16 protein-coding genes, 3 tRNA genes and 1 pseudogene are annotated in these 19,885 nt (G+C 61.6%); 13 read left to right on the top strand and 7 right to left on the bottom strand.

The genetic code is table 11. From position 1 onward, the window contains the following. Positions 1-20 precede the first annotated feature (20 nt). The gene (locus HMPREF2757_RS04725) at positions 21-329 is read left to right on the top strand and encodes a hypothetical protein (protein WP_226829147.1); all 309 of its coding nucleotides are present in this window, start codon (positions 21-23) and stop codon (positions 327-329) included. A gap of 86 nt (positions 330-415) precedes the next feature. On the opposite strand, the gene HMPREF2757_RS04720 is transcribed toward HMPREF2757_RS04725, so the two are convergent. Next, the gene (locus tag HMPREF2757_RS04720) at positions 416-1,834 is read right to left on the bottom strand and encodes a cell division protein (protein WP_070573809.1); all 1,419 of its coding nucleotides are present in this window, start codon (positions 1,832-1,834) and stop codon (positions 416-418) included. 220 nt (positions 1,835-2,054) lie between these two features. On the opposite strand from HMPREF2757_RS04720, the gene HMPREF2757_RS04715 reads away from it, so the two are divergent. From HMPREF2757_RS04715 to ettA, 8 genes are all read left to right on the top strand, one after another. Beyond that, on the top strand, positions 2,055-3,245 hold the full coding sequence (locus HMPREF2757_RS04715; protein WP_070573808.1) for an acetyl-CoA C-acetyltransferase: 1,191 nt from the start codon (positions 2,055-2,057) through the stop codon (positions 3,243-3,245). A gap of 129 nt (positions 3,246-3,374) precedes the next feature. After that, positions 3,375-3,447, top strand: a tRNA-Arg gene (locus HMPREF2757_RS04710). Positions 3,448-3,590: 143 nt separating this feature from the next. Continuing rightward, positions 3,591-5,216, top strand: a complete 1,626-nt coding sequence (locus HMPREF2757_RS04705; RefSeq protein WP_218079071.1) for an inorganic phosphate transporter — start codon at positions 3,591-3,593, stop codon at positions 5,214-5,216. Between the two features lie 266 nt (positions 5,217-5,482). Then, complete coding sequence (locus HMPREF2757_RS04700) at positions 5,483-7,195, top strand: GTPase domain-containing protein (RefSeq protein ID WP_070573806.1); 1,713 nt, start codon at positions 5,483-5,485, stop codon at positions 7,193-7,195. Next, a complete protein-coding gene (locus tag HMPREF2757_RS04695; RefSeq protein ID WP_070573805.1) occupies positions 7,192-8,781 on the top strand; it encodes a GTPase in 1,590 nt (529 codons plus the stop codon). The genes HMPREF2757_RS04700 and HMPREF2757_RS04695 overlap by 4 nt, the downstream gene beginning before the upstream one ends. A gap of 149 nt (positions 8,782-8,930) precedes the next feature. Next, complete coding sequence (locus tag HMPREF2757_RS04690) at positions 8,931-9,497, top strand: single-stranded DNA-binding protein (RefSeq protein WP_070573803.1); 567 nt, start codon at positions 8,931-8,933, stop codon at positions 9,495-9,497. 67 nt (positions 9,498-9,564) lie between these two features. Then, positions 9,565-10,089: a DUF6993 domain-containing protein gene (locus HMPREF2757_RS04685; protein ID WP_070574032.1), complete on the top strand. Its 525-nt coding sequence runs from the start codon at positions 9,565-9,567 to the stop codon at positions 10,087-10,089. Between the two features lie 53 nt (positions 10,090-10,142). Beyond that, complete coding sequence (gene ettA, locus HMPREF2757_RS04680; RefSeq protein WP_070573801.1) at positions 10,143-11,825, top strand: energy-dependent translational throttle protein EttA; 1,683 nt, start codon at positions 10,143-10,145, stop codon at positions 11,823-11,825. Positions 11,826-11,911: 86 nt separating this feature from the next. Here the strand turns inward: ettA and HMPREF2757_RS04675 are convergent, their stop codons facing one another. Beyond that, complete coding sequence (locus HMPREF2757_RS04675) at positions 11,912-12,820, bottom strand: acyl-CoA thioesterase (RefSeq protein WP_070573799.1); 909 nt, start codon at positions 12,818-12,820, stop codon at positions 11,912-11,914. A 99-nt stretch (positions 12,821-12,919) separates the two neighbouring features. Between HMPREF2757_RS04675 and HMPREF2757_RS04670 the strand changes: the two genes are divergently transcribed. Together HMPREF2757_RS04670 and HMPREF2757_RS04665 are read left to right on the top strand one after the other, a co-directional pair. Beyond that, positions 12,920-13,456, top strand: coding sequence for an acyl-CoA thioesterase (locus HMPREF2757_RS04670; RefSeq protein WP_070573797.1), 537 nt, complete (start codon positions 12,920-12,922; stop codon positions 13,454-13,456). Positions 13,457-13,458: 2 nt separating this feature from the next. Beyond that, complete coding sequence (locus HMPREF2757_RS04665) at positions 13,459-14,121, top strand: DUF8185 domain-containing protein (RefSeq protein ID WP_083304101.1); 663 nt, start codon at positions 13,459-13,461, stop codon at positions 14,119-14,121. A 58-nt stretch (positions 14,122-14,179) separates the two neighbouring features. Here HMPREF2757_RS04665 and HMPREF2757_RS04660 read toward each other — a convergent pair whose 3' ends face one another. The 3 genes from HMPREF2757_RS04660 to pepN form a co-directional block, all read right to left on the bottom strand. Then, the gene (locus tag HMPREF2757_RS04660) at positions 14,180-14,623 is read right to left on the bottom strand and encodes a globin (RefSeq protein ID WP_070573795.1); all 444 of its coding nucleotides are present in this window, start codon (positions 14,621-14,623) and stop codon (positions 14,180-14,182) included. A gap of 48 nt (positions 14,624-14,671) precedes the next feature. Beyond that, the gene (locus HMPREF2757_RS04655; protein ID WP_070573794.1) at positions 14,672-15,694 is read right to left on the bottom strand and encodes a mechanosensitive ion channel family protein; all 1,023 of its coding nucleotides are present in this window, start codon (positions 15,692-15,694) and stop codon (positions 14,672-14,674) included. A 69-nt stretch (positions 15,695-15,763) separates the two neighbouring features. Further along, on the bottom strand, positions 15,764-18,376 hold the full coding sequence (gene pepN, locus HMPREF2757_RS04650) for an aminopeptidase N (protein ID WP_070573791.1): 2,613 nt from the start codon (positions 18,374-18,376) through the stop codon (positions 15,764-15,766). Between the two features lie 133 nt (positions 18,377-18,509). Here pepN and HMPREF2757_RS04645 point away from each other — a divergent pair, with 133 nt between their 5' ends. After that, positions 18,510-18,971 carry a ribose-5-phosphate isomerase gene (locus tag HMPREF2757_RS04645; RefSeq protein WP_070573789.1) on the top strand — a complete coding sequence of 154 codons (462 nt, stop codon included), beginning with the start codon at positions 18,510-18,512 and terminating at the stop codon, positions 18,969-18,971. Between the two features lie 78 nt (positions 18,972-19,049). Here the strand turns inward: HMPREF2757_RS04645 and HMPREF2757_RS04640 are convergent. Beyond that, positions 19,050-19,123 (bottom strand) — tRNA-Pro (locus HMPREF2757_RS04640). 120 nt (positions 19,124-19,243) lie between these two features. On the opposite strand from HMPREF2757_RS04640, the gene HMPREF2757_RS04635 reads away from it, so the two are divergent. Beyond that, positions 19,244-19,317, top strand: a tRNA-Gly gene (locus HMPREF2757_RS04635). 114 nt (positions 19,318-19,431) lie between these two features. Here the strand turns inward: HMPREF2757_RS04635 and HMPREF2757_RS04630 are convergent. After that, a pseudogene (locus HMPREF2757_RS04630) lies at positions 19,432-19,885 on the bottom strand (IS256 family transposase); the annotation flags it as partial.

The following is a 19,885-nucleotide window of genomic DNA, read 5'->3' as shown; positions in this document are numbered from 1 at the left end:
CGCACACTCTACGTGACACAATGACTTCTATGCCACGCTCCCCGTCGAACCGCCGCCGCAATAAGTGGCAGCAGCCGCATCGACCGCTGTCGTCGATGAACTCTGTGCGCCGGTCGATCACAGAACCGGACGGCACGTGGGTTGTGCAGCAGATTCGCAGCGGCACTTCGGGCAAGGTGTACATCTGCCCCGGCTGCAATCAGGACCTACCGGCGTCGACACCGCATACAGTCGCATGGCGCTCAGACGATGAGTTCGGATGGGGGACCGGCGTGGGTGAGCGGCGCCACTGGCACACTTCGTGTTTCAATGCCCGCAGTCGGCGCTGAGGCAGCCGCTGTCGGATCAGCGCAGCTGAACAGACACAGAAAACCGGCGCCGCACCTGCGGCGCCGGTTTTGGCTGTTTGCTCAGATCACTTGCCTGCGTTCTTGCCATTGGCCGGACCGGCTGCCTGGCCCGTCTGCTTATTGCCAGACGCCGCTGCGGGGCTCTTGTTTTCGGCAGGCTGTTTCGAAGTCGGCCGGATGGAGGGCTTGCTGTTCTTGCCGGGGGCGGCTGCCGGGCCGGTCTTCTGTGCCGGTCCTTCGGCTTTCTTGAGCTTTTCGAGTTCTTCCTTAGACCCGATCTTTTCGGTGGGGAAGGAAGCTGCTTTGATCTGGTCGGATCGGTCATCCTCGAGGTCAACGTCGTCGAACAGCCCCGGTGCGCTGAACATAGAGCGCAGCTGTTCCAGCTGGGCAGTGATGGTGCGGCGCTGTTTGGTCAGCAGGTCAACCTGCGACTGCGCCGAGGAAACCGACCGCTTGGCTTCGGCCGCTGATTCTTCCAGTGTCGCTTCGGCGGTGTCGCGCGCCTCGTCGATGATCTCCTGTGCTCGCGCTTTGCCGTCGGCAATGATCTTGTCGGCCTTTTCGAGGGCTTCTCGGCGGGTCTTCTCAGCGCGTTCGGCAGCTTCCTTGGCGTCGGCATCGGCCTTTGCGGCGCGATCAGCGGCTGCTTTCTGCAGCTTCTGATTTTCTTCTTGGGCCTTGGTGAAGCGCTCGTTTTCTGCCTTTTCGTGGTCGGCGCGGATTTTGGCCAGGCTCGCAGTCTGAGCATCGGCGGCTTTCTTAGTTTCGGTCGACAGTTTTTCTGCTTCTGTTCGAAGAGCCTGCGCTTCGACCTTCGCCTTTTCCAGGAGCGTGTCCGCTTCCTTCTTAGCCGCGGCGATTGTATCTGCCGCTTCTTTCTCTGCTGTGGCCCGCTTTTCGCTTAGTTCGCGTTTGAGTGCCTCGTGAGAATCGGACTTTTCGGCAGCGGAGTCGTCGCGGATCTGCTGTGCTTCGCGCTCTGCGGTCTGCTTGAGTTCGGCAGCGCGCTTTTCTGCGGACTCAATGGTTTCTTTGGCGCGCAGGTCGGCTGCTTTGGCGGTGGCTTCTGCTTCTGCGCGGGCGCTGCTGAGGGTGTCGTTGCTTTCGGTGTGCATTCGAGCACGGGACGATGCAGCGTCAGCCCGGGCCTTGTTGCGAATTGTCTCCGCGTCCGCAGTCGCCTGGGCGAGGGTTTCGCGAGCCTGGGATTCTGCGATTTTGATCAGCTGGTCGATGCGGCTGCCGGGAGGGCCGGCCTGTGCTTCGCTGTCATCGGCTGCCTTTTTGAGCTGCTGTTTGACTTCGGAGAGCTCTCCTGCGATCTGCAACTTGGCGCGGTCGGCCGCGATGACTTGGCTGCGGGCATCGGAGAGAGCCTTGCGGAGGGATTCGATTTCCTGCTTGAGCTGGCTCAAACGCGAATCGACTTCGTTTTTTTCGTACCCCCGCATAGCTGTGCGGAATTCTTCCGGCTGTGTCACGGTTCCGATTCTCCTTAATCCAATTGCTCGGCGCGTCCGGCGCTGCGGTTGTTCGGTTCGCGTCGGTGTTGAACGCCTAGGACAATTCTACGTAGTCAGCTTCACATTTCCTCAAAGAGGGAGTTTCCGATGCCCGCAGTGTCGTGGGTCACTGTGCGGTGCTCTAGGATTGTTGCCAAAGTGAGGCGTGACTCACTGAAACCTCAGCAAAGGAGTTCTCATGGCAGAAGCCGTCATCGTTGCCGGTGCCCGCACGCCGCTGGGCAAAATGTCCGGTGGTCTGGCAAGTCTTTCCGCAGTCGATCTTGGTGCGCACGCTATCAAGGGTGCACTCGACAAGGCCGGAGTTGCTCCCGACGCCGTTGAATACGTCCTCATGGGCCAAGTCCTGCAGGCCGGCGTCGGTCAGGGCGCTGGCCGTCAGGCCGCAGCCAAGGCAGGCATTCCCATGAGCGTTCCGGCTGTCACCCTCAACAAGCTGTGTCTGTCGGGCATCAACACCATCACTCACGCCGCGATGTTGGTTCGCTCCGGTGAATACGATGTGGTCGTCGCCGGCGGTCAGGAATCGATGACGAATGCTCCGCACCTGCTGGAGAACTCGCGTGCCGGCTTCAAGTACGGCACCATCCAGATGCGCGACCACATGGACTACGACGGTCTGTGGGATGCCTTCACTGATAAGGCTATGGGCGGTCTGACCGAATCGATGAACGACGAAGACGGTGTGCACTTCTCGCGTGAAGAGCAGGACGCTTTCGCTGCTCAGTCGCACCAGCGTGCTGCGAAGGCCTGGGCTGACGGCAAGTTCGCCGACGAGGTCGTCCCGGTCACGATCAAGACCCGCAAGGGCGAAGTCGTCGTCGACAGCGACGAGGGTGTGCGCGCGGACACGACCGCTGAATCCATGGCCGGTCTGCGTCCGGCGTTCCGCAAGGACGGCACCATCACCGCCGGCAACGCTTCGCAGATTTCCGACGGTGCTGCGGCCGTCGTCGTCATGAACAAGGACAAGGCACTCGAACAGGGCCTGCCGATCCTCGCAGAAATCAAGTCCCACGCGTGGACGGCCGGCCCGGACTCGACTCTGCAGCACCAGCCCTCGCAGGCCATCAAGGCTGCCGCCGAGCGCGAAGGCGTGGCGGCGGACTCCTTTGATCTGTACGAGATCAACGAGGCCTTCGCTGCAGTGTCGTTGGCGTCGATGAAGGACCTCGGCATTGACGCTGAGCGTGTGAACGTCAACGGCGGTGCCGTGTCCCTGGGGCACCCGATCGGTGCCTCGGGAGCGCGCATTGTCCTCCACCTCGCCCTGGAACTGAAGCGTCGAGGCGGAGGCCAAGGTGTTGCCGCCCTCTGCGGCGGCGGTGGTCAGGGTGACGCCCTCATCATCCAGGTGCCGCAGGCCTGATCCCGTCCTAGTGACTGCTGGGTTCGGCCTCGGGGAGTTCCGATGCCGAGCCCAGCTGTCTGTACGGGTGCGGGTGCATGCAGGCCGCCGTTCTCACCGTCTCGGCGGGCGCTAGAATGACGAGCTGAAGCCTCCATAGCTCAATGGATAGAGCAACGGCCTTCTAATCCGTAGGTTGCAGGTTCGAGTCCTGCTGGGGGCGCTTCTTGGGCCCGGAGTCTCTGAACAAGCATCAGAGACTCCGGGCCTTTTGCATGCCGCACAATCGTCACACAGAATTCACACAGCTTTGTTCTGTGTGTCAACCGTCTGCGCCACGATGTTGCCACTACGGAAAGGCTTTGTATGTCGCAGACGATGAAACCCCAGCAGAACATCTCGGTGAAACCCGGCGGCCACGGCTTCTTAGGACCGGACCGCTGGTGGCATATTTCCTTCGGCGGCCTCATGACGATCGCGCTCGTCGTGTTCATGGTGTGGTCATTCGGCTACGTCGATGTCGGAGCGAACAAGGTGGTTTTGGTGCTGACGGTCCTCTTCGGACTGTTCATGGCCTTCAACATCGGCGGCAACGACGTCGCCAACTCCTTCGGAACGAGCGTCGGCGCCGGCACCCTGTCGATGAAGCAGGCGCTTGTCATCGCCGCCATCTTCGAAGTCAGCGGTGCTGTGCTGGCCGGTGGGGAAGTGACTGAGACCGTGCGGTCGGGCATCGTCGACCTCAATGCGATTGACCTTGAGCCCATGGACTTCGTGTTCATCATGATGTCGGCGCTGCTGGGTGCTGCCATCTGGCTGTTGGTGGCAACCCGCATGGGCTGGCCCGTATCGACAAGCCACTCGATCGTCGGCGGCATCGTCGGTGCAGCCTTGACCCTGGGCTTCACCACGGGCACCGGCGGTTTCGAAATGGTGCAGTGGGGCGAAATCGGCAAGATCGTCATGTCCTGGGTGCTCTCGCCGCTGCTTGGCGGAATCGTGGCCTGGGTGCTGTTCGGGCAGATCAAAAAGCACATCCTCGTCTACAACGAGGAAATGGATGTGAAGCTGCGCGAGCTCAAGCGCGAACGTGCTGAACTGCGCACTAAGCACAAGCAGGCGTTCGAACGTCTCGACGAACTGCAGCAGATCTCGTACACGAATGCCATGGCGCGCGACGCCTCGGTCTACCAGCGCGACGACTACGATCCGGAAGAGTTCGAATCGGAGTACTACCGTGACCTGCACCGCGTGGAAACCCGGGCGAAGGAAATCAACGCGCACCGCGCATTGGAAACATGGGTGCCTCTGCTGGCAGCCTTCGGTGCCGTGGTCATCGGCTCGATGATGCTGTTCAAGGGGCTGAAGAACCTCAACTTCGAACTGAGCTCGGTCGGCAACTTCCTCATCCTCGGCATGATCGCGGCAACCGTGTGGATGGCCGTCTTCATCTTCGCGCGCTCGCTGAAGAAGCGCGACCTGTCGCGCTCAACGTTCCTGCTGTTCAGCTGGATGCAGGTTTTCACGGCCGCCGCGTTCGCCTTCAGCCACGGCTCGAACGACATCGCCAACGCCGTCGGACCGTTCGCGGCGATTCTCGACGTGCTCAAGACCAATCAGATCAATGACGAGGCGGGGGTCCACCCGGCAGTTATGCTCACTGCCGGTGTCGCCCTGATCGCCGGTCTGTGGTTCATCGGCCGGTTCGTCATCCAGACAGTGGGCTCGGGTCTGACTGAGATGCACCCGGCGTCCGGCTTCGCCGCGGAGCTTTCGGCCGCCGGTGTCGTTATGTTGGCCTCGGTTCTCGGTCTGCCGGTGTCGTCGACGCACATCCTGATCGGCGCTGTTCTCGGTGTCGGCATCGTGAACAAGGCCGCCAACTGGAACCTCATGAAGCCGATTGCGCTGGCGTGGGTCATCACGGTGCCGGCGGCCGCGGTGATTGGTGCGATCGGAGTCTTGGGTCTTCGCGCCGTGTTCGGCGGCTGACAGCTGCTCCAAGGTCGATGGGGCAGATGTGAGCGGGGCGGTCGCCTGACCGCCCCGCTCTTTTGACTGTGCGACGCGCCTGCTGCAGCGGGCCAGTGTGAACGTTTCTGCCGTGTGAGATTCGCGGTCCTGCCAAGCGCAATGGCTGCCTCCAGCGCCGCAAAGCCCTAGAAAACAGGGGTTTTGGTGAGCAGACTTACCAAAGCTGTCCCGTTCTGTCGGCGCGGCGAGTGGAGACAAGCTGAAAATTTCGTCAAAGTGAATATGTGATTTCACAGCGAACGAACCTGCGTGCTAAGGCAGTGCCGATCCTATCGGACGCTGCGGCGCGAGTGCGAGCTGCCGATTTTCCCCTGCATACGCAGAGGGCAGAGGAGGGCGCCCGACTTCAACGTGCTCTCAGCACGCAGATCTCCGAGTATCTTCTGCCTCGTCTTCGTGACCCTGACGCGCCCCTGCTGGTCGTCGTCGGCGGATCCACCGGCTCTGGCAAGTCGACGCTCGTCAATTCGATTGTCGGCGAAGAGCTTACCGAATCCGGTGTCGTCAGGCCCACAACCGTTTGGCCGGTGCTCGTTCACCACCCGGAGGACCGGTCCTATTTCGCTTCAGACAGAATCCTTCCGCACCTTCAGCGCACCCGGGGCAATGATGAAGGATCCAAGAGTCAGCAGAAGCTTCGCCTTGTCGCCAGTACCGCCGTACCGCGGGGACTGGCGATTGTCGATTCTCCCGACATCGACTCCGTGCGCGATTCCAACCGCCGACTGTCCCGCCAGCTGCTGGCGGCTGCCGACCTGTGGCTGTTTGTCACAACTGCTGTTCGCTATTCCGACGCGGTCCCGTGGGATCTGCTGCACCAGGCTGACGAGCGCGGCACATCTGTTGCTGTCGTTTTGAACCGGGTTCCGCCTCAGGCCAACCGCGAAGTTCGCCATCATCTGTCCCGGCTGCTCGCCGAGGCGGGGCACGGTTCCGCTCCGATCTTCACTGTTCCAGAACTCCAGCTGGAAGACGACCTGATCCCCGAGACAGCCGTGTACCCGCTGAAGTCGTGGGTAGAGAACTTGGGACGGTCATCCCGTGCGCGCACCGCGGTGCTCGAGCGCACCCTCCGCGGCGCGCTGGCCTCCGTGCGCCCGCAGACAGAAGCCCTGGCTGACTTTGCGGAAGAACAGGTGGGTGCTTTCCGCGAACTGCAGGGGTCGGCCGAAGACAGTTTCGCTGCGGCAGGCAGAAACCTGGGTGAGGCTCTCGTCAATGACAAGGTGCTGCGCGGTGAAGTGCAGGCCCGGTGGCAGGACTTCGTCGGCACCGGGCAGTTCTTCCGCGGCCTTGAGCCCACGGTCAGCCGCCTGCGTGATCGCATCACATCGGCTGTCACCGGCCAGCGCGACAGCGCCGATCTGCTTATTCAGGCCATTCTGTCGTCGATTGTCGTTCTGGTGCGCGAACAGGCTGTTCGCGCGTCCGGTTCGATTGTCGAAATGTGGCAGGAGCTCCCACATGGCCGCCCGGTTGTTGAGCGTCACCCGCAGCTGGGCTCATTGCCCGCGGGCTTTGATCAGCTGTGCCAGCAGCGCGTGGCCGAGTGGGCGTCGAGTGTCGAGGACACCGTGCGCAGCGTCGGCCAGTCAAAAGTGGCAAAGGCTCGCATTATGTCCTTTGGCGTGGCAGGTGTTTCCGCCGTGTTGATGTACGCCGTCTGTGCCGGTGCAGGAGGAACGGGACCAGCCCACGCCGGCACCGGTGAGTCCGAGGATCGCCTCGCCGTGCACCGGCTGCTCAATACGATCTTCGGCCCGGAAGCCACTGAAGAGCTCGCCGCTGCCTCGCGCCGTCGCCTGCTCGATACAGGCATCAGCCTGCTGTCGCGGGCTCGCGAGCCCTTTGAAGACGCGCTTGCATCCGTTGCAGTCAGCGGAAGCCAAGCTGAAGACCTGCTCGCTACTGTTCGCCGACTGGAAGGCCTGACGTGAACCGCTCTGACGAACTGTCCAAGGGCATTCGCACTGCACTCGACCTCGAGGGCGGTGCGCTGTCTGCTTCGACCGCACAGGCTGCTGCCGAGGTGCTCCGCAGGGCAGACGGACGCCGTGGGCTCGGCAGCGAGCACACCGTGGTTGCCTTCGCGGGATCCACAGGGTCTGGCAAGTCCTCGCTGTTCAACGCGGTCTCCGGTCTGGAAATCGCCGAGGTGGCAGTGCGCAGGCCGACAACTTCCGAGCCGATCGCCTGTGTGTGGGGTGAGGGAGGCGACGATCTCCTCGACTGGCTGGAAGTCCCCGAATCCCGGCGCACCTGGCGTGAATCTGCCCTCGACGGTGATGACGAAGAGCCCCTGCGCGGACTGATTCTCATTGATCTGCCCGACCATGATTCGACCGCCTACGCCCACCGGGAAGTCTCCGATCGGCTCATCGAAATGGTCGATGTTGTCTTCTGGGTGGTCGATCCGCAGAAGTACGCCGACTTCACGCTGCACAACCGCTACCTGGCGAAGATGTCGGCAGCTGCCGAAAGCACTGTTGTGGTGCTCAATCAGGTTGACCGTCTGGACGCCGAGCAGAAGAAGACGACCATGGGCCACCTGCGCAGCCTTTTGGAAGCCGACGGCATGGAGAAGGCCGGAGTTGCAGCCGCCAGCGCTGTCACACGCGAAGGCGTACCGGAGATTCGCCGCGAGCTTGTGAAGATGATCAAAAGTCGCGAGGCCGGCCAGCTGCGCATTGAGCAGGAACTGGCAGATATCGCCGGCCGCATCCGCGCTGAACTGGGCCGACCGGTTGACGATCCCGAGAAGATTCCTCAGTCGGACATGCTCATCGGCGCTATGAACGAGGCCATCGGCACGTCCGCAATTGCGCAGACGGTGCACGATGACTACATTCGACGCGCATACGCCAAGACCGCCTATCCGCCTTTGGCTAAGGCCTCCCGCGGTAAGGCCGACCCACTGGGTGCTCGGCACGGGGGAGACCGGGAGGTTCTTCTGCGCGCCGCACAGCCCGAGCTGACCCAGCCGCAGACGGCGCGGATCAACCTGGCCGCCCACGAGGTCATCAGCGGCGCCACTCGCAGGCTGCCGACCGCGTGGAAACGCGCAGCGGCGGCTGCCGAAGACCAAAGCGCCGCACGCATCTCCGCAGACCTCGAGTCTGCTGTCTCAGAGGTTGAGATTGCGCATCGTCAGCCAGGTTGGTGGGGTGTCGCAGGCTTCTTCCAGTGGCTGTTCTTCATTCTGACGATCTTCGGAGTCATTACGACGGCCGCGGTTGCGGTGCTGGCCTTCTTCTTCCCGGAAATCCTGTCCAGCACTGTTCCGAATATGGACCTGAAGGTTTTGGGTCTTGTTGCTGCGGCCCCGCTGGTGATCGGCATCGTCGGCTCGCTCATTACCTCTATTCTGTCGGCCGGTGCCCGGCGCAAGGGTGCGGACGAAGCCCGAGCTCAGGTGGAAAGTGACATCGACCGGGCTGTTCAGTCGGCTGCCAAGGACAATGTGTTCGAACCTGTGACGCGGCTTCTGCGCAAACACAAGGAAACCTATGACGGACTGAGCTGACCCGCTGTGTTTTTGAGTGCTTTGCGCTGACTTGCGCTAGCGGCCCTGTGGAAGGCTTTCGGGCTGTCCACAGGGCCGCTTTCGATCTTCCGGTGAAGTCTCGTCGCCGATGACTATTGCTGTACCTCATCTGATTGAAAGGAACGGCAATGCAGCACTACACCTATCTTGTCGGCAATGTCGGCAGCGATATTCGTTCGGGAACTGCGTCGAACGGAAGTTCGTGGGCGAGCTTCCGCCTGGCAGTCAACGACGCCTACCGCACGGACGACGGCTCCTATGTCAATCGCCCAACTACTTGGTACGACGTCAAGGTCTGGCGCTCGTGGGCTCTCAATGTGGCGGGTTCTCTGCAGAAGGGCCAGCGGGTCATTGTGATCGGCAGAGTCTCCATGGAGCAGTGGGAAAACGAGAGCGGAAGTGGGGAGCGCCTGACGGTCAACGCGCACGCCGTCGGCCCGGACTTGGCTTTCGGCATGGCGGTGTTCCGCTCTACTTCTCTGACCGCCAAGGAACGCGAGAGAATGGACGAACTTGAACAGCAGCGCAGAGACAGCCCCTGGAGCAGAGTTGACGCTCCTGTTGCGGGAAGCTCCGAAAACACAGACCACCCGATGGATGCCGGGAATTCCGACGCTGTGGAAGGGCCTGCCGACGAATCCGAAATGGCTGTTGTCGGCACTGGTTCTCCAGGGGACGATGGCCCGCCATTCTGATCTTCGTTTCCGTTTTTCGGGCTGGTCTGCCGGTGCGGGCGTCGGAAAGGTACTACAGTTGTCTTCTGTGAAACTCTTCGGCGCCCGCGGGGCAGTGGTGATCTCATCCAGCAGTCTGGCTGCTCTTGTGCTGTCCGGGTGTGGGCTTTTCGGTTCGGCATCAGAGCCTGAGGGCGGCCCTGCCGGCAAGCAGACGGCGGAAGTTGAAAAGGTTCTCAAAGTCATTGAGCCGCTGACCCAAAAAGACGGGATCCCCACGAGTGAAGAAACCCTCGCGGTTCTCCAAGACGGGGGATACAAGCCCGAGAACATCGCCGCGACCCTAGACGAATCCCCTTTGGGCCATGACGTCCCGTCGAAGGTGTTCGCCGTCAAGGTGAAGAAGGGCTGCGTCATCGGAGAAATCCGCAACGGCGGCGCAACAGCCGCACTGTACCCGCCCTTGAAGTCCAATAAGGACTGCCTGCTCGGCGAAGTCGTCCGTCCAAAGGGCGTCAAGATGCCCGCGGGCGAAAAGCGGGAAGAAGGAAGCGACGACAACGGTGCTGGCCACCTGCCCGGTGAAGATATGCACAAGCGCAAAGACAACTGACTGCGATACCTCGGATTAGCTGATCGAGGGCCCTGCCGATACCCTTATGTTCTATGGCAGAGTTCATTTACACCATGCACAAAGCGCGCAAGGCGCACGGTGACAAGGTTATTCTTGACGACGTTTCCATGTCTTTCTTTCCCGGAGCGAAGATCGGCATGGTCGGCCCCAACGGCGCCGGAAAATCAACCATCCTCAAGATCATGGCTGGCCTTGACCAGCCCTCGAACGGCGAAGCTCGTCTGTCGCCCGGCTACACGGTCGGCATTCTGCAGCAGGAACCGCCGTTGAACGAAGACAAGACCGTCCGCGAAAACGTCGAAGAAGCAGTCGGCGAAATCATGGGCAAAGTGGCTCGCTTCAACGCCATTTCCGAGGAAATGGCTCAGCCCGACGCAGATTTCGATGCGCTCATGGAAGAAATGGGCAAACTGCAAGAAGAGATCGACAACGCAGACGCCTGGGATCTCGACTCGCAGCTGGATCAGGCTATGGATGCGCTGCGCTGCCCACCCGGTGACGAACCTGTCACACACCTGTCCGGCGGTGAGCGTCGCCGTGTCGCGCTGTGCAAGCTCCTGCTGGAAAAACCGGATCTTCTGCTGCTTGACGAGCCGACCAACCACCTCGACGCGGAATCGGTGCTGTGGCTTGAGCAGCACCTGAGCACATATCCGGGCGCCGTCATTGCAATCACCCACGACCGCTACTTCCTGGATCACGTTGCGGAATGGATTGCCGAAGTCGACCGCGGACACCTCTACCCCTATGAGGGCAACTACTCGACGTACTTGGAGAAGAAGAAAGAGCGCCTGCAGGTTCAGGGCAAAAAGGACGCCAAACTGGCTAAGCGACTGGCCGACGAACTCGAGTGGGTGCGCTCGAATGCCAAGGGCCGTCAGTCCAAGTCGAAGGCACGCCTTGCCCGCTATGAAGAAATGGCGGCAGAAGCCGAAAAGACGCGCAAGCTGGATTTCGAAGAGATCCAGATTCCGCCGGGCCCGCGTCTGGGAACAGTCGTGATCGAAGCGGAGAATCTGCAGAAGGGCTTCGACGGTCGCAAGCTGATCGACGGACTGTCTTTCTCGCTTCCGCCCAACGGCATTGTCGGTGTGATCGGCCCCAACGGCGTCGGCAAGTCCACACTGTTCAAGACAATCGTGGGCCTGGAAGAACTCGACGGCGGCACCCTCAAGATCGGTGAAACCGTCAAGATCTCGTATGTAGACCAGTCCCGCCAGGGCATCGACCCGGACAAGAGCCTGTGGGAAGTCGTTTCGGACGGGCTCGACTACATCCAGGTCGGTCAGGTTGAAATGCCGTCGCGCGCCTATGTTTCGGCATTCGGCTTCAAGGGCGCAGACCAGCAGAAGAAAGCCGGTGTGCTCTCCGGTGGTGAGCGCAACCGCCTCAACCTGGCACTGACGCTCAAACAGGGCGGAAATCTGCTGCTGCTTGACGAACCGACGAACGACCTCGACGTCGAAACCCTCGCTTCTTTGGAAAATGCGCTTCTCGAGTTCCCCGGCTGCGCAGTGGTCGTCACCCACGACCGCTGGTTCCTTGACCGTGTCGCCACGCACATCCTGGCGTGGGAGGGAACAGAAGAGAACCCGGCCAACTGGTACTGGTTCGAAGGCAACTTCGAGGGCTACGAAAAGAACAAGGTCGAACGACTCGGCGCAGAAGCGGCTCGCCCGCACCGCACCACGCACCGCAGGCTCACACGCGACTGACGCGCGACTGCAGCCTTCGGCTCAGTCAACAAGCATGTGGGGTGCCCGCCGTGTCTTCGGCGGGCACCCCACATGCTTTCAGCGCGTCAATCCTCTTTCAGCCGCACCATGCCCTGCTGGGCAACGGATGCGGCGAGTTCGCCGTGCTGGTTGTAGATACGGCCGATGCCCAGACCACGGCCGCCGTCCGAGGACGGCGAGGACATGTCGAACAGCAGCCAGCCGGTGACATCTACGTGCGAGTGCCACCACATGGCGTGATCGAGGCTGGCAACGCGAAGGCGGGGATCAGCCCACGTCAGGCCGTGCACGCGCAGAGCCGGTTCAAGCATGGCAAAGTCGCTTGCGTAGGCCAGGATCGCGGCTGTTGCCGCACGGCCCTGTACACCCGCGAAGGGCTCTTTCAGGCGGGCCCAGAAGCGGTTGATAGGTTCGGGCGAACCGAGGAATCCCGCATGAATGTCCGGCGAAATGGGCCGAATGTCGAACGGGCGCTGCATGAGCCATTCCCGCATCCGCTCAGCGCGGGTGAAGCGGCTGATGTCGAGCTTTCCGAGGATGTCCTCCAGGCTTGGGAGAGCTTCGGGGTGGGGGAGTGCCTGGGGCATTGGTTCGCGGTGTTCAAGGCCGGGCTGAACTTTCTGGAATGACGCCAGGCCCGACAGAATCGGCATGCCCTTCTGGTATGCCTGTACGCGTCGAGCGGAGAAGGACCCGCCGTCGCGCAGATCTTCAACGCCGATCGTCGTCTCTTCACCAACGGCTCCGGCCCGCAGAAAGTACCCGTGGAAGGAGTGAATGGGGCGGTCCTCATCCACCGTGGCCGCCGCGGCGACAACACACTGGGCGAGGACCTGTCCGCCGAAGAGCCTGCCGTCCGGTTTGGGCTGATTCCACACGCGGAATCCGAATTCTTCGCCGCCGGAGGGAGGCTCGCTGAGCTTTTCAAGCCCGAGGACCTTCTCGAGGACGTTCTTTTCGCTGGTGTCGGCCATGCTGCTCCTTTGTACGTGTCTTGGGTCAGGATACGCCGAGCAGGCCCGTTCTGGCTTGCAGCTGACGCGAAGCGAGTGTGCTCATGGGAAGATGGCACCATGACCGAACTTCGCAATCCGCTGATCGACGGGCCCTTCACTCGAACTCTCATTGAGCTGCGCTGGGGCGATATGGACGCCTATGGCCACGTCAACAACGTGACCCAGCTGAAGCTGCTCGAAGAGGCGCGCGTCAAGGCCTTCGGCTCTCCGACCGCGGCGCGTGACGTCTCGCCCGGTCTGCTGCCCGGCGGTGAGCGCACGGACGCTTTCGGCCTTGTCATGCCCCCGGTTTTTCGCGAAGCTTCCGCTGACGTGCAGATTCTGGTGTCCGGCCACGCGATTGAGTACCGCGATCCGATCCCGTACCGCGACGGTCCGATCGCGATCGACGTGTGCATTGTCAGAATCACCCCGGTGATCATCAAGGTCGGCTATGTGATCCTCGAGCCGGATGGTTCGAAGGTCTATTCCGTCGCCGAATCCGATCTTGTCTTCGTCGACGCGGAAACCGGGCGTGCACGCCGCCTGCGTGATGACGAGCAGGCGGCATTTGCCGACTGTGCCACAGGCCCGCTTCCGCTCAAGCGGAGGTGACCGTGGACCAGCCGGCGTTTGAACTGCAGTCGAAAGCCGATGCCGCTGACCTGCGGCAGTTCACGGCGCGGATGCAGCGCGTTGATTCCGGAGCTGCACTGCGGCTGACGGGCGTGGGTGACGTTCTTGTCGTATCGGGCGCTCCTCTCTATCCCAAGGGCCTCGGTGATGAACTTCCGCTGGTGATTGCGATGCGTGCTCTGCGGCTGCGCTCTGGCTCAGCCGACGGGATCGATGCGGTTGTTCCGGCTTCCGGACTGACCGACCGCTTTGCGCGCATGGAGCGCACCGGGGGGTTGGATCTCGGTGTTCCCCCTGCCGAGGTGAGGATGCCGTGGGCAGCCGTGACTCCGCCTCGTGCGGGGTGGAGGGAGGTTGCACAGCTGTCGGTGGAGAAGCTGCGAGAAGCTGCCGCTTGGGGGATTGCCGCTGTTGCCGAAGCCTCTCCGTCAGGTGCGGGAGCGCTGGCGGTGGACAAAGTGCGCCGCACGGTGTGGTCGCGGCCCCTGCCTGACTGTGAGATTGCGCCGCTGGGGGCGGCCTTCGGCATGGACGCGGCGGGGTTTGACGTGGGGGAGACCGCGACGGTCTATCGCACAGGTGCGTGGCTGCGTTTCGCTACGCCTGCCGGGTTCATCATCACTCGCTCAACTGAGGTCTGCTGAGCCTGTCTCGGCAAAGTTCGGTCCGGCTGTGTGAGCTTCTTCCGCGCAGCCGGTAGTGTCAGAGCAGCCGGCGGCTGGGATCGATCCGGTGTTCGTCTGAGTCTTCGTCCGGCGTGTTGAGCATAGCGGTCGCGGCTCGCTGGAAGTAGTCCCACATGAGGCTGTCGTACATGGGCGGCAGGTTCAGCTGATCGAGGGCGCGGCGCATGTGGCCCAGCCAGTGGTCGCGTGATTTGGGTGTGACCGGAAAAGGTGCGTGGCGCATCCGCAGGCGCGGGTGGCCGCGTTCTTTCTGGTAGGTGGCGGGGCCGCCGAAATACTGTTCGAGGAAAGTCTGCAGCCGGTGTTTGGCACCTTCGAGCTCGCGGCCCTCCGGATACATGGCGATCAGGTATTCATCCTGCGCAACGCCCTCGTAGAAGGCGTCGACCAGGGTGGTGAAAGCCGCGTGTCCGCCCACCATGTCGAAAACACTTGCGGGACGTTCATAGCCGTTTGTCATGCCGTCATTGTCTCCTATGCGCTCAGGCGGCCGGGCGGACTGTCGACTTCAGTTCGACGATGCGTGCGATCCGTCGTCGGCGTCTGCTCCGGTCGTGGCGGGCGGGGCCTGGCTCGCGGTCTGCTGGATGACCATCTGATCGGGCAGGGCGATCGCAACCCCCGCTTTGTCGAACTCCGCCTTGAGGCAGGAGCGGAATGCCCGCGCAATGGCCCACTGTTCGTTGGGGTTGGTTTTGATGAACACGCGGATTGTCGTGGATGAGCCGGTCAGCTCCTGAATGCCGATGATCTCGGGGTCTTCCATGATGACGGCAGCGCGGTTCGGGTCGGTCATGAGCTCGGCAATGGCCGCTGCGATGATATCGGTGGCGGTGGCCTGGTCGATGTCGACGGGTACGGGCACGTCGACAACAGCCCTCGACCATCCCTGCGACTGATTGCCCACCCTCATGATTTCTCCGTTGGGCACGTGCCACAGGGTGCCTTCGACGTCGCGAATGCGGGTGGTGCGCAGTCCGACTTCTTCGACCGTGCCGATTGCCTCGCCGAGGTCCACCGTGTCGCCGATGCCGTACTGGTCTTCAACCACGATGAAGAAGCCCGACAGATAGTCGCGCACGAGTGACTGGGCCCCGAAGCCCAGTGCGATGCCGGCAACACCTGCTGAAGCCAGGATGGGTGCGGGGTTGATGCCGACCTCCTGCAGGATCATAAGACCCGCAATTGCGACCACGATGATCGTTGCGAATGATGACAGCAAAGAGCCGACGGTGCTGGCCCGCTGTGCCCGCCGTGCCCGCGTAACGGCATCGGACCTTTCTCCCTCGTCATACAGTCGGCGTTTGTTTGCCGCCGTGGTGCCGTCGGCGATCTTGCCGGCAAACTTGCTGATCATGCGGCGCAGAATCAGGGCCGTGATAACCGCAAAAACCACGATGATCGCAATGTGCAGGGGAGTGCCCAGAAGGGCCGTCCACCATGCGGGGTCTGAAGCAGTTTCAGCGATTTCGCCGATCTTGTCGGTCGGGGCCGGCGACGGCGTTGGACGAGCAGATGTCAATAGAGTCATACACGGCTCAGTGTAGAGAGTCAACCTCAGAGGGAGCACAACGAATGCTGGCCGCAGCCTTGACGTGGGCTATGGCTGCTCGCTGCGACGCTGCACAGCCAGCGCGCGGCGAGCACGGTCGAGGTTTTCCACCATGGTCCGGCGCAGTCCGCGGTTGGCGTCCGGGTGTTGTTCAAGCCACTGTTCTGCTGTGGTGACAACAGCTTCTGAAGCAGGTGGGAAAAGCCACAGCGTGAGTGTCTGCGCAATCTCCAGGGTATGGGTGTCCCACCAGGCCTCAGCACGGGAGAAGTACTCGGCGGCGAAGTCTTCAAGCGGTGCTTCGGCACTGACAAGCGAACCGTCAGACTGCTGCAGCCCGGCAGCAAAACCGCGAGCGGTGGCTGAGATGACGGCGTTGGGCAGGCTGCTGTCATCCATCAGCGCAGTGAAGGCCGCAGACTTCGCAGCCGGTGTCGGCACCGCTGCTCGTGCTCGGGCGGCACTGCACCGGCCGCGTGCGGTGTTGTCCAGCTGCAGCGTGTCCTCGATGTCGGCCTCGCTGACACAGTTGTGACGGGCAAGCGCTGTGAGCATTTCCCAGCGCAGATCGTCATCGAGCTTCTGGCCTTCCGGCAGCTGGTGTGAACCCCTGAACATCTGCGACAGAAGCTGCAGCTGCTCAGCTGACTGGGCAAAAGTGACGAAGCCGCGGAGAAACTGGAACTGCTGATCGCTTCCCTCCGGCGCCGAACCGGCAGCATGCCACAGCGCCTGGGCGGTGCGTGCGGCAACAGCGTCCCTCTGCGCTGGGGGAGTGTACACAAACACGGCTGTTGCCAGCTGGCGCAGATGGGTCTGCAGACCCGTTGAATGCACAAGATGCTCAAGATTGTCACTGACCAGCGAAATGTAGTCGGCTACCGGGATTTCAGCATCGCGGGCCATGTCCCACACGGAGCCCAGCACGACAAGCTGCGTGAGAGAGTCATCCAGATCCCCGAAGTGTGCCCGAACAGTCTTAAGGCCCCGTTCGTCGAGGCGAACCTTTGCGTAGGTCAGGTCCCCGTCATTGACGACGATGAGGTCGGGCACCGTGGTATCGGGGTCGATCGGCACCGGGGCCGCCTCGCCTTCCAGGTCGATTTCGTGAAGCGCAGTTCGCCGCAGCCGGCCCTCGACAATCGAGTACAGACCAACCCCAAGCCGGTGCGGACGGAGGCTCGGCACCTCGTGACCGGGCAGCACACACGGCTGCTGAACCACGGTGAGCTCGGTCAGCACCCCGCTTTCCACCTCGGACTGGGGGCGGAGGATATTGACGCCGCTTTCCTGGATCCACAGCCGAGTCCAACGCTCCAGATCCCTGCCCGAAGCAGCTTCGAGTTCTGCCAGAAGATCGGCCAGGCGCGTGTTCGCCCAGGCGTGCTTATCAAAATAGGACTTCACACCGCGAAAGAAATTCTCACGGCCGACATAGGCCACCAGCTGTTTGAGAACCGACGCGCCCTTGGCGTAGGTGATGCCATCGAAGTTCGTCTCAATGTCCACAAGATCGCCCATGCCGGCGGCAATCGGGTGAGTGCTCGGCAGCTGATCCTGAGCGTAGGCCCACGACTTCTCAGAAGCCGCGAACGTCGCCCACGCCTCCGAAAAATCAGTGACCTCAGCCGTGGCCAGCGTCGACATGAACTCAGCAAAGGACTCATTGAGCCACAGGTCGTCCCACCACTTCATGGTGACCAGATCGCCGAACCACATGTGGGCCAGTTCGTGCAGAATCGTGACCGCACGGCGCTCCACGTAAGCCTCGGTGGGCCGGGAGCGGAAAACATAGTCTTCAACGATCGTGACCGCACCGGCATTCTCCATGGCACCGGCATTGAACTCCGGAACAAAAAGCTGGTCGTACTTCGCAAAGGGGTACGGAGTGCCGAAAAGCTCCTCGAAAAAGGCAAAGCCCCGCTTGGTGATGTCGAAGATGTTCTCCGGGTCGAGAAACTCAAAAAGCGAAGCGCGAGCGTACACACCCAGCGGCACCGTCGAACCGTCGGAGCTTACAAGCTCATCGTGGACGCTGCGGTAGGGGCCGGCAATGATGGCGGTGATGTAGCTGGAAATGCGCGGGGTCGCTGCAAACCGCCATGACCGCAGCCCCTGCGGGTCAAGGCCGAGAGCCTCGGCATCGTCACCGCAGTCAGCGGGCACAGGAGCAGGGGAGTTCGACACCACCTGCCAGTGCTCGGGGGCAACCACCGTGAACGAGAACTCTGCTTTAAGGTCCGGCTGTTCGAAAACCGCGAAGACGCGGCGCGCATCCGGAACCTCGAACTGGGTGTAGAGATACACCTCGTCATCAACCGGGTCAATGAATCTGTGCAGACCTTCGCCGGTGTTCATATAGAAGAACTCAGCATCGACTGTAAGCACATTGTCTTCGGCCAGATCTTCCAGAAGAATGCGACCGGGACGGCACACTTCGTCAGGATCGACGGTACGGCCGTTGAGGGTGATTGAGTGGACAGACTCGACAACCGCGTCAATGAACGTGCGCGCACCCGCCCGAGCTGAGAAGCGCGCCGTCGTCACCGACCGGAACGTGCGGCCACTGCCAGCAAGGCCCAGAAGAACCTCGTAGGAACTTACGCTCACGATCTCAGCGCGTTCAGCGGTTTCAGCCTCGGTCAGGTTGTACTGTGCCACTCCACGTCCTCTTCCAAAAGTCGAACTGAGTCCATACTTAGTTGAGCAGAGCTCATTCTTCCACGCGGTGGTGACAGCCGCTGAAACCTGCCAGGCCCTGAAAAAACAGGCCTGAAATCGGTAGGCTGGGCCCATGCGAATTCATTTGGGAACCGACCACGCCGGCTACGAGTTCAAAGAAACCCTGAAAACACACCTGCAGGCCCGAGGTCATGACGTTATCGACCACGGAGCCCTGGATTACGACGCACAGGATGACTACCCCCAGTTCTGCATTGACGCAGCCACTGGCGTGGTCGATGACCGCCGCGACGGAGCAGATTCCCTCGGCGTTGTCATCGGCGGTTCCGGCAACGGTGAGCAGATCGCAGCAAACAAGGTGCCAGGTGCTCGCTGCGCTTTGGCGTGGAACGAAGAGATCGCGCGTCTGGCCCGCCAGCACAACGATGCATGGCTCGTCTCGATCGGCGCTCGCCAGCACTTGGAAGACCAGGCGCTCGCCATTGTCGACGCGTTCATCGACGAACCCTTCTCTGAGGACGAACGGCACGTGCGCCGGATCGGCATCATCTCCGACTATGACAGCCGCCGCTGAGACTGCGAAAACCGGCTCTGCGCCGCAGAAGCGCCGAGGGCCCGAACCGACTTGAGTCGGTTCGGGCCCTGTCCGCTGTCGGGATGACAGGATTTGAACCTGCGACCCTCTGCTCCCAAAGCAGATGCGCTACCAAGCTGCGCCACATCCCGGACTGCTTCATACTAGCCCTTCGCCGCCCGAAAGGCACTTCGGTCCTTGCGCATGTCGAAATGTCTTGTCGATTTTGCAGATCCGACCTCTGTGCTTTAAAGTAGAGGAGCGCTCGACGCGGGGATGTAGCTCAATGGTAGAGCCTCAGTCTTCCAAACTGATGGTGCGGGTTCGATTCCCGTCATCCCCTCCATTCGTAACTTCGGGGCACCACTCATTCGGTGCCCCGAAATTTTTGCCTTGGGTGGGTCACGCGGCAGGCGGGTTAAGGGTCAAAAAGTGTGTCTGGCTCGGCGTGTCGTGGGGGTTAGATTTGGCCTTTTTGGATGCCGATTGAGTGGGTGTAGTTGGTGTCGATAGCGTTGTCGTAGAGGGCTGGTCGTCCTGTTTGGTGTTCGGCTTGGTTCTCGTTGTGGGTCAGGGTTGTTACTTTGGCGAGTTGGTCCTGGCCCCAGTTGGACTGCCTGGTGATTCGTATTGGGTCGTCAGGCAGTTCTGTTTGTAAGTAGAGCCACCAATCCAGCATGCGGCGTTGGCGCTCTCCGGATCTTCCGCGGTGTGTGCGGGCGAGTAGTTTGAGTTGGGCGTTGATGCCGCCTTCAAGGCTGTTGGTGGTGGATTTGATCCGGTTAGGGTCAAGGACTGCTTGAGGTAGACAAACAGCAGGTTAGACCGCCAGAGGTGGTTGAGGCTGTTGTAGGCCTTGCGCACGTTGTGGTGTGTCCACATGTGAAGTGCCCCAGGTTTTGTTCCGTTTGAGT

It is taken from the genome of Brevibacterium sp. HMSC063G07 (assembly GCF_001810665.1).
In the GTDB taxonomy this organism is placed as follows: Bacteria; Actinomycetota; Actinomycetes; order Actinomycetales; family Brevibacteriaceae; genus Brevibacterium.
This window is presented reverse-complemented; position numbering and strand designations above follow the sequence as displayed.

What these genes read in the sequence shown, in the direction of transcription:
- HMPREF2757_RS04725 (WP_226829147.1), top strand. Translation starts at nt 21, where the DNA reads ATGACTTCTATGCCACGCTCCCCGTCGAACCGCCGCCGCAATAAGTGG.
- HMPREF2757_RS04645 (WP_070573789.1), top strand. Translation starts at nt 18,510, where the DNA reads ATGCGAATTCATTTGGGAACCGACCACGCCGGCTACGAGTTCAAAGAA.
- HMPREF2757_RS04690 (WP_070573803.1), top strand. Translation starts at nt 8,931, where the DNA reads ATGCAGCACTACACCTATCTTGTCGGCAATGTCGGCAGCGATATTCGT.
- HMPREF2757_RS04705 (WP_218079071.1), top strand. Translation starts at nt 3,591, where the DNA reads ATGTCGCAGACGATGAAACCCCAGCAGAACATCTCGGTGAAACCCGGC.
- ettA (WP_070573801.1), top strand. Translation starts at nt 10,143, where the DNA reads ATGGCAGAGTTCATTTACACCATGCACAAAGCGCGCAAGGCGCACGGT.
- HMPREF2757_RS04715 (WP_070573808.1), top strand. Translation starts at nt 2,055, where the DNA reads ATGGCAGAAGCCGTCATCGTTGCCGGTGCCCGCACGCCGCTGGGCAAA.
- HMPREF2757_RS04660 (WP_070573795.1), bottom strand. Translation starts at nt 14,623, where the DNA reads ATGACAAACGGCTATGAACGTCCCGCAAGTGTTTTCGACATGGTGGGC.
- HMPREF2757_RS04655 (WP_070573794.1), bottom strand. Translation starts at nt 15,694, where the DNA reads ATGACTCTATTGACATCTGCTCGTCCAACGCCGTCGCCGGCCCCGACC.
- HMPREF2757_RS04670 (WP_070573797.1), top strand. Translation starts at nt 12,920, where the DNA reads ATGACCGAACTTCGCAATCCGCTGATCGACGGGCCCTTCACTCGAACT.
- HMPREF2757_RS04675 (WP_070573799.1), bottom strand. Translation starts at nt 12,820, where the DNA reads ATGGCCGACACCAGCGAAAAGAACGTCCTCGAGAAGGTCCTCGGGCTT.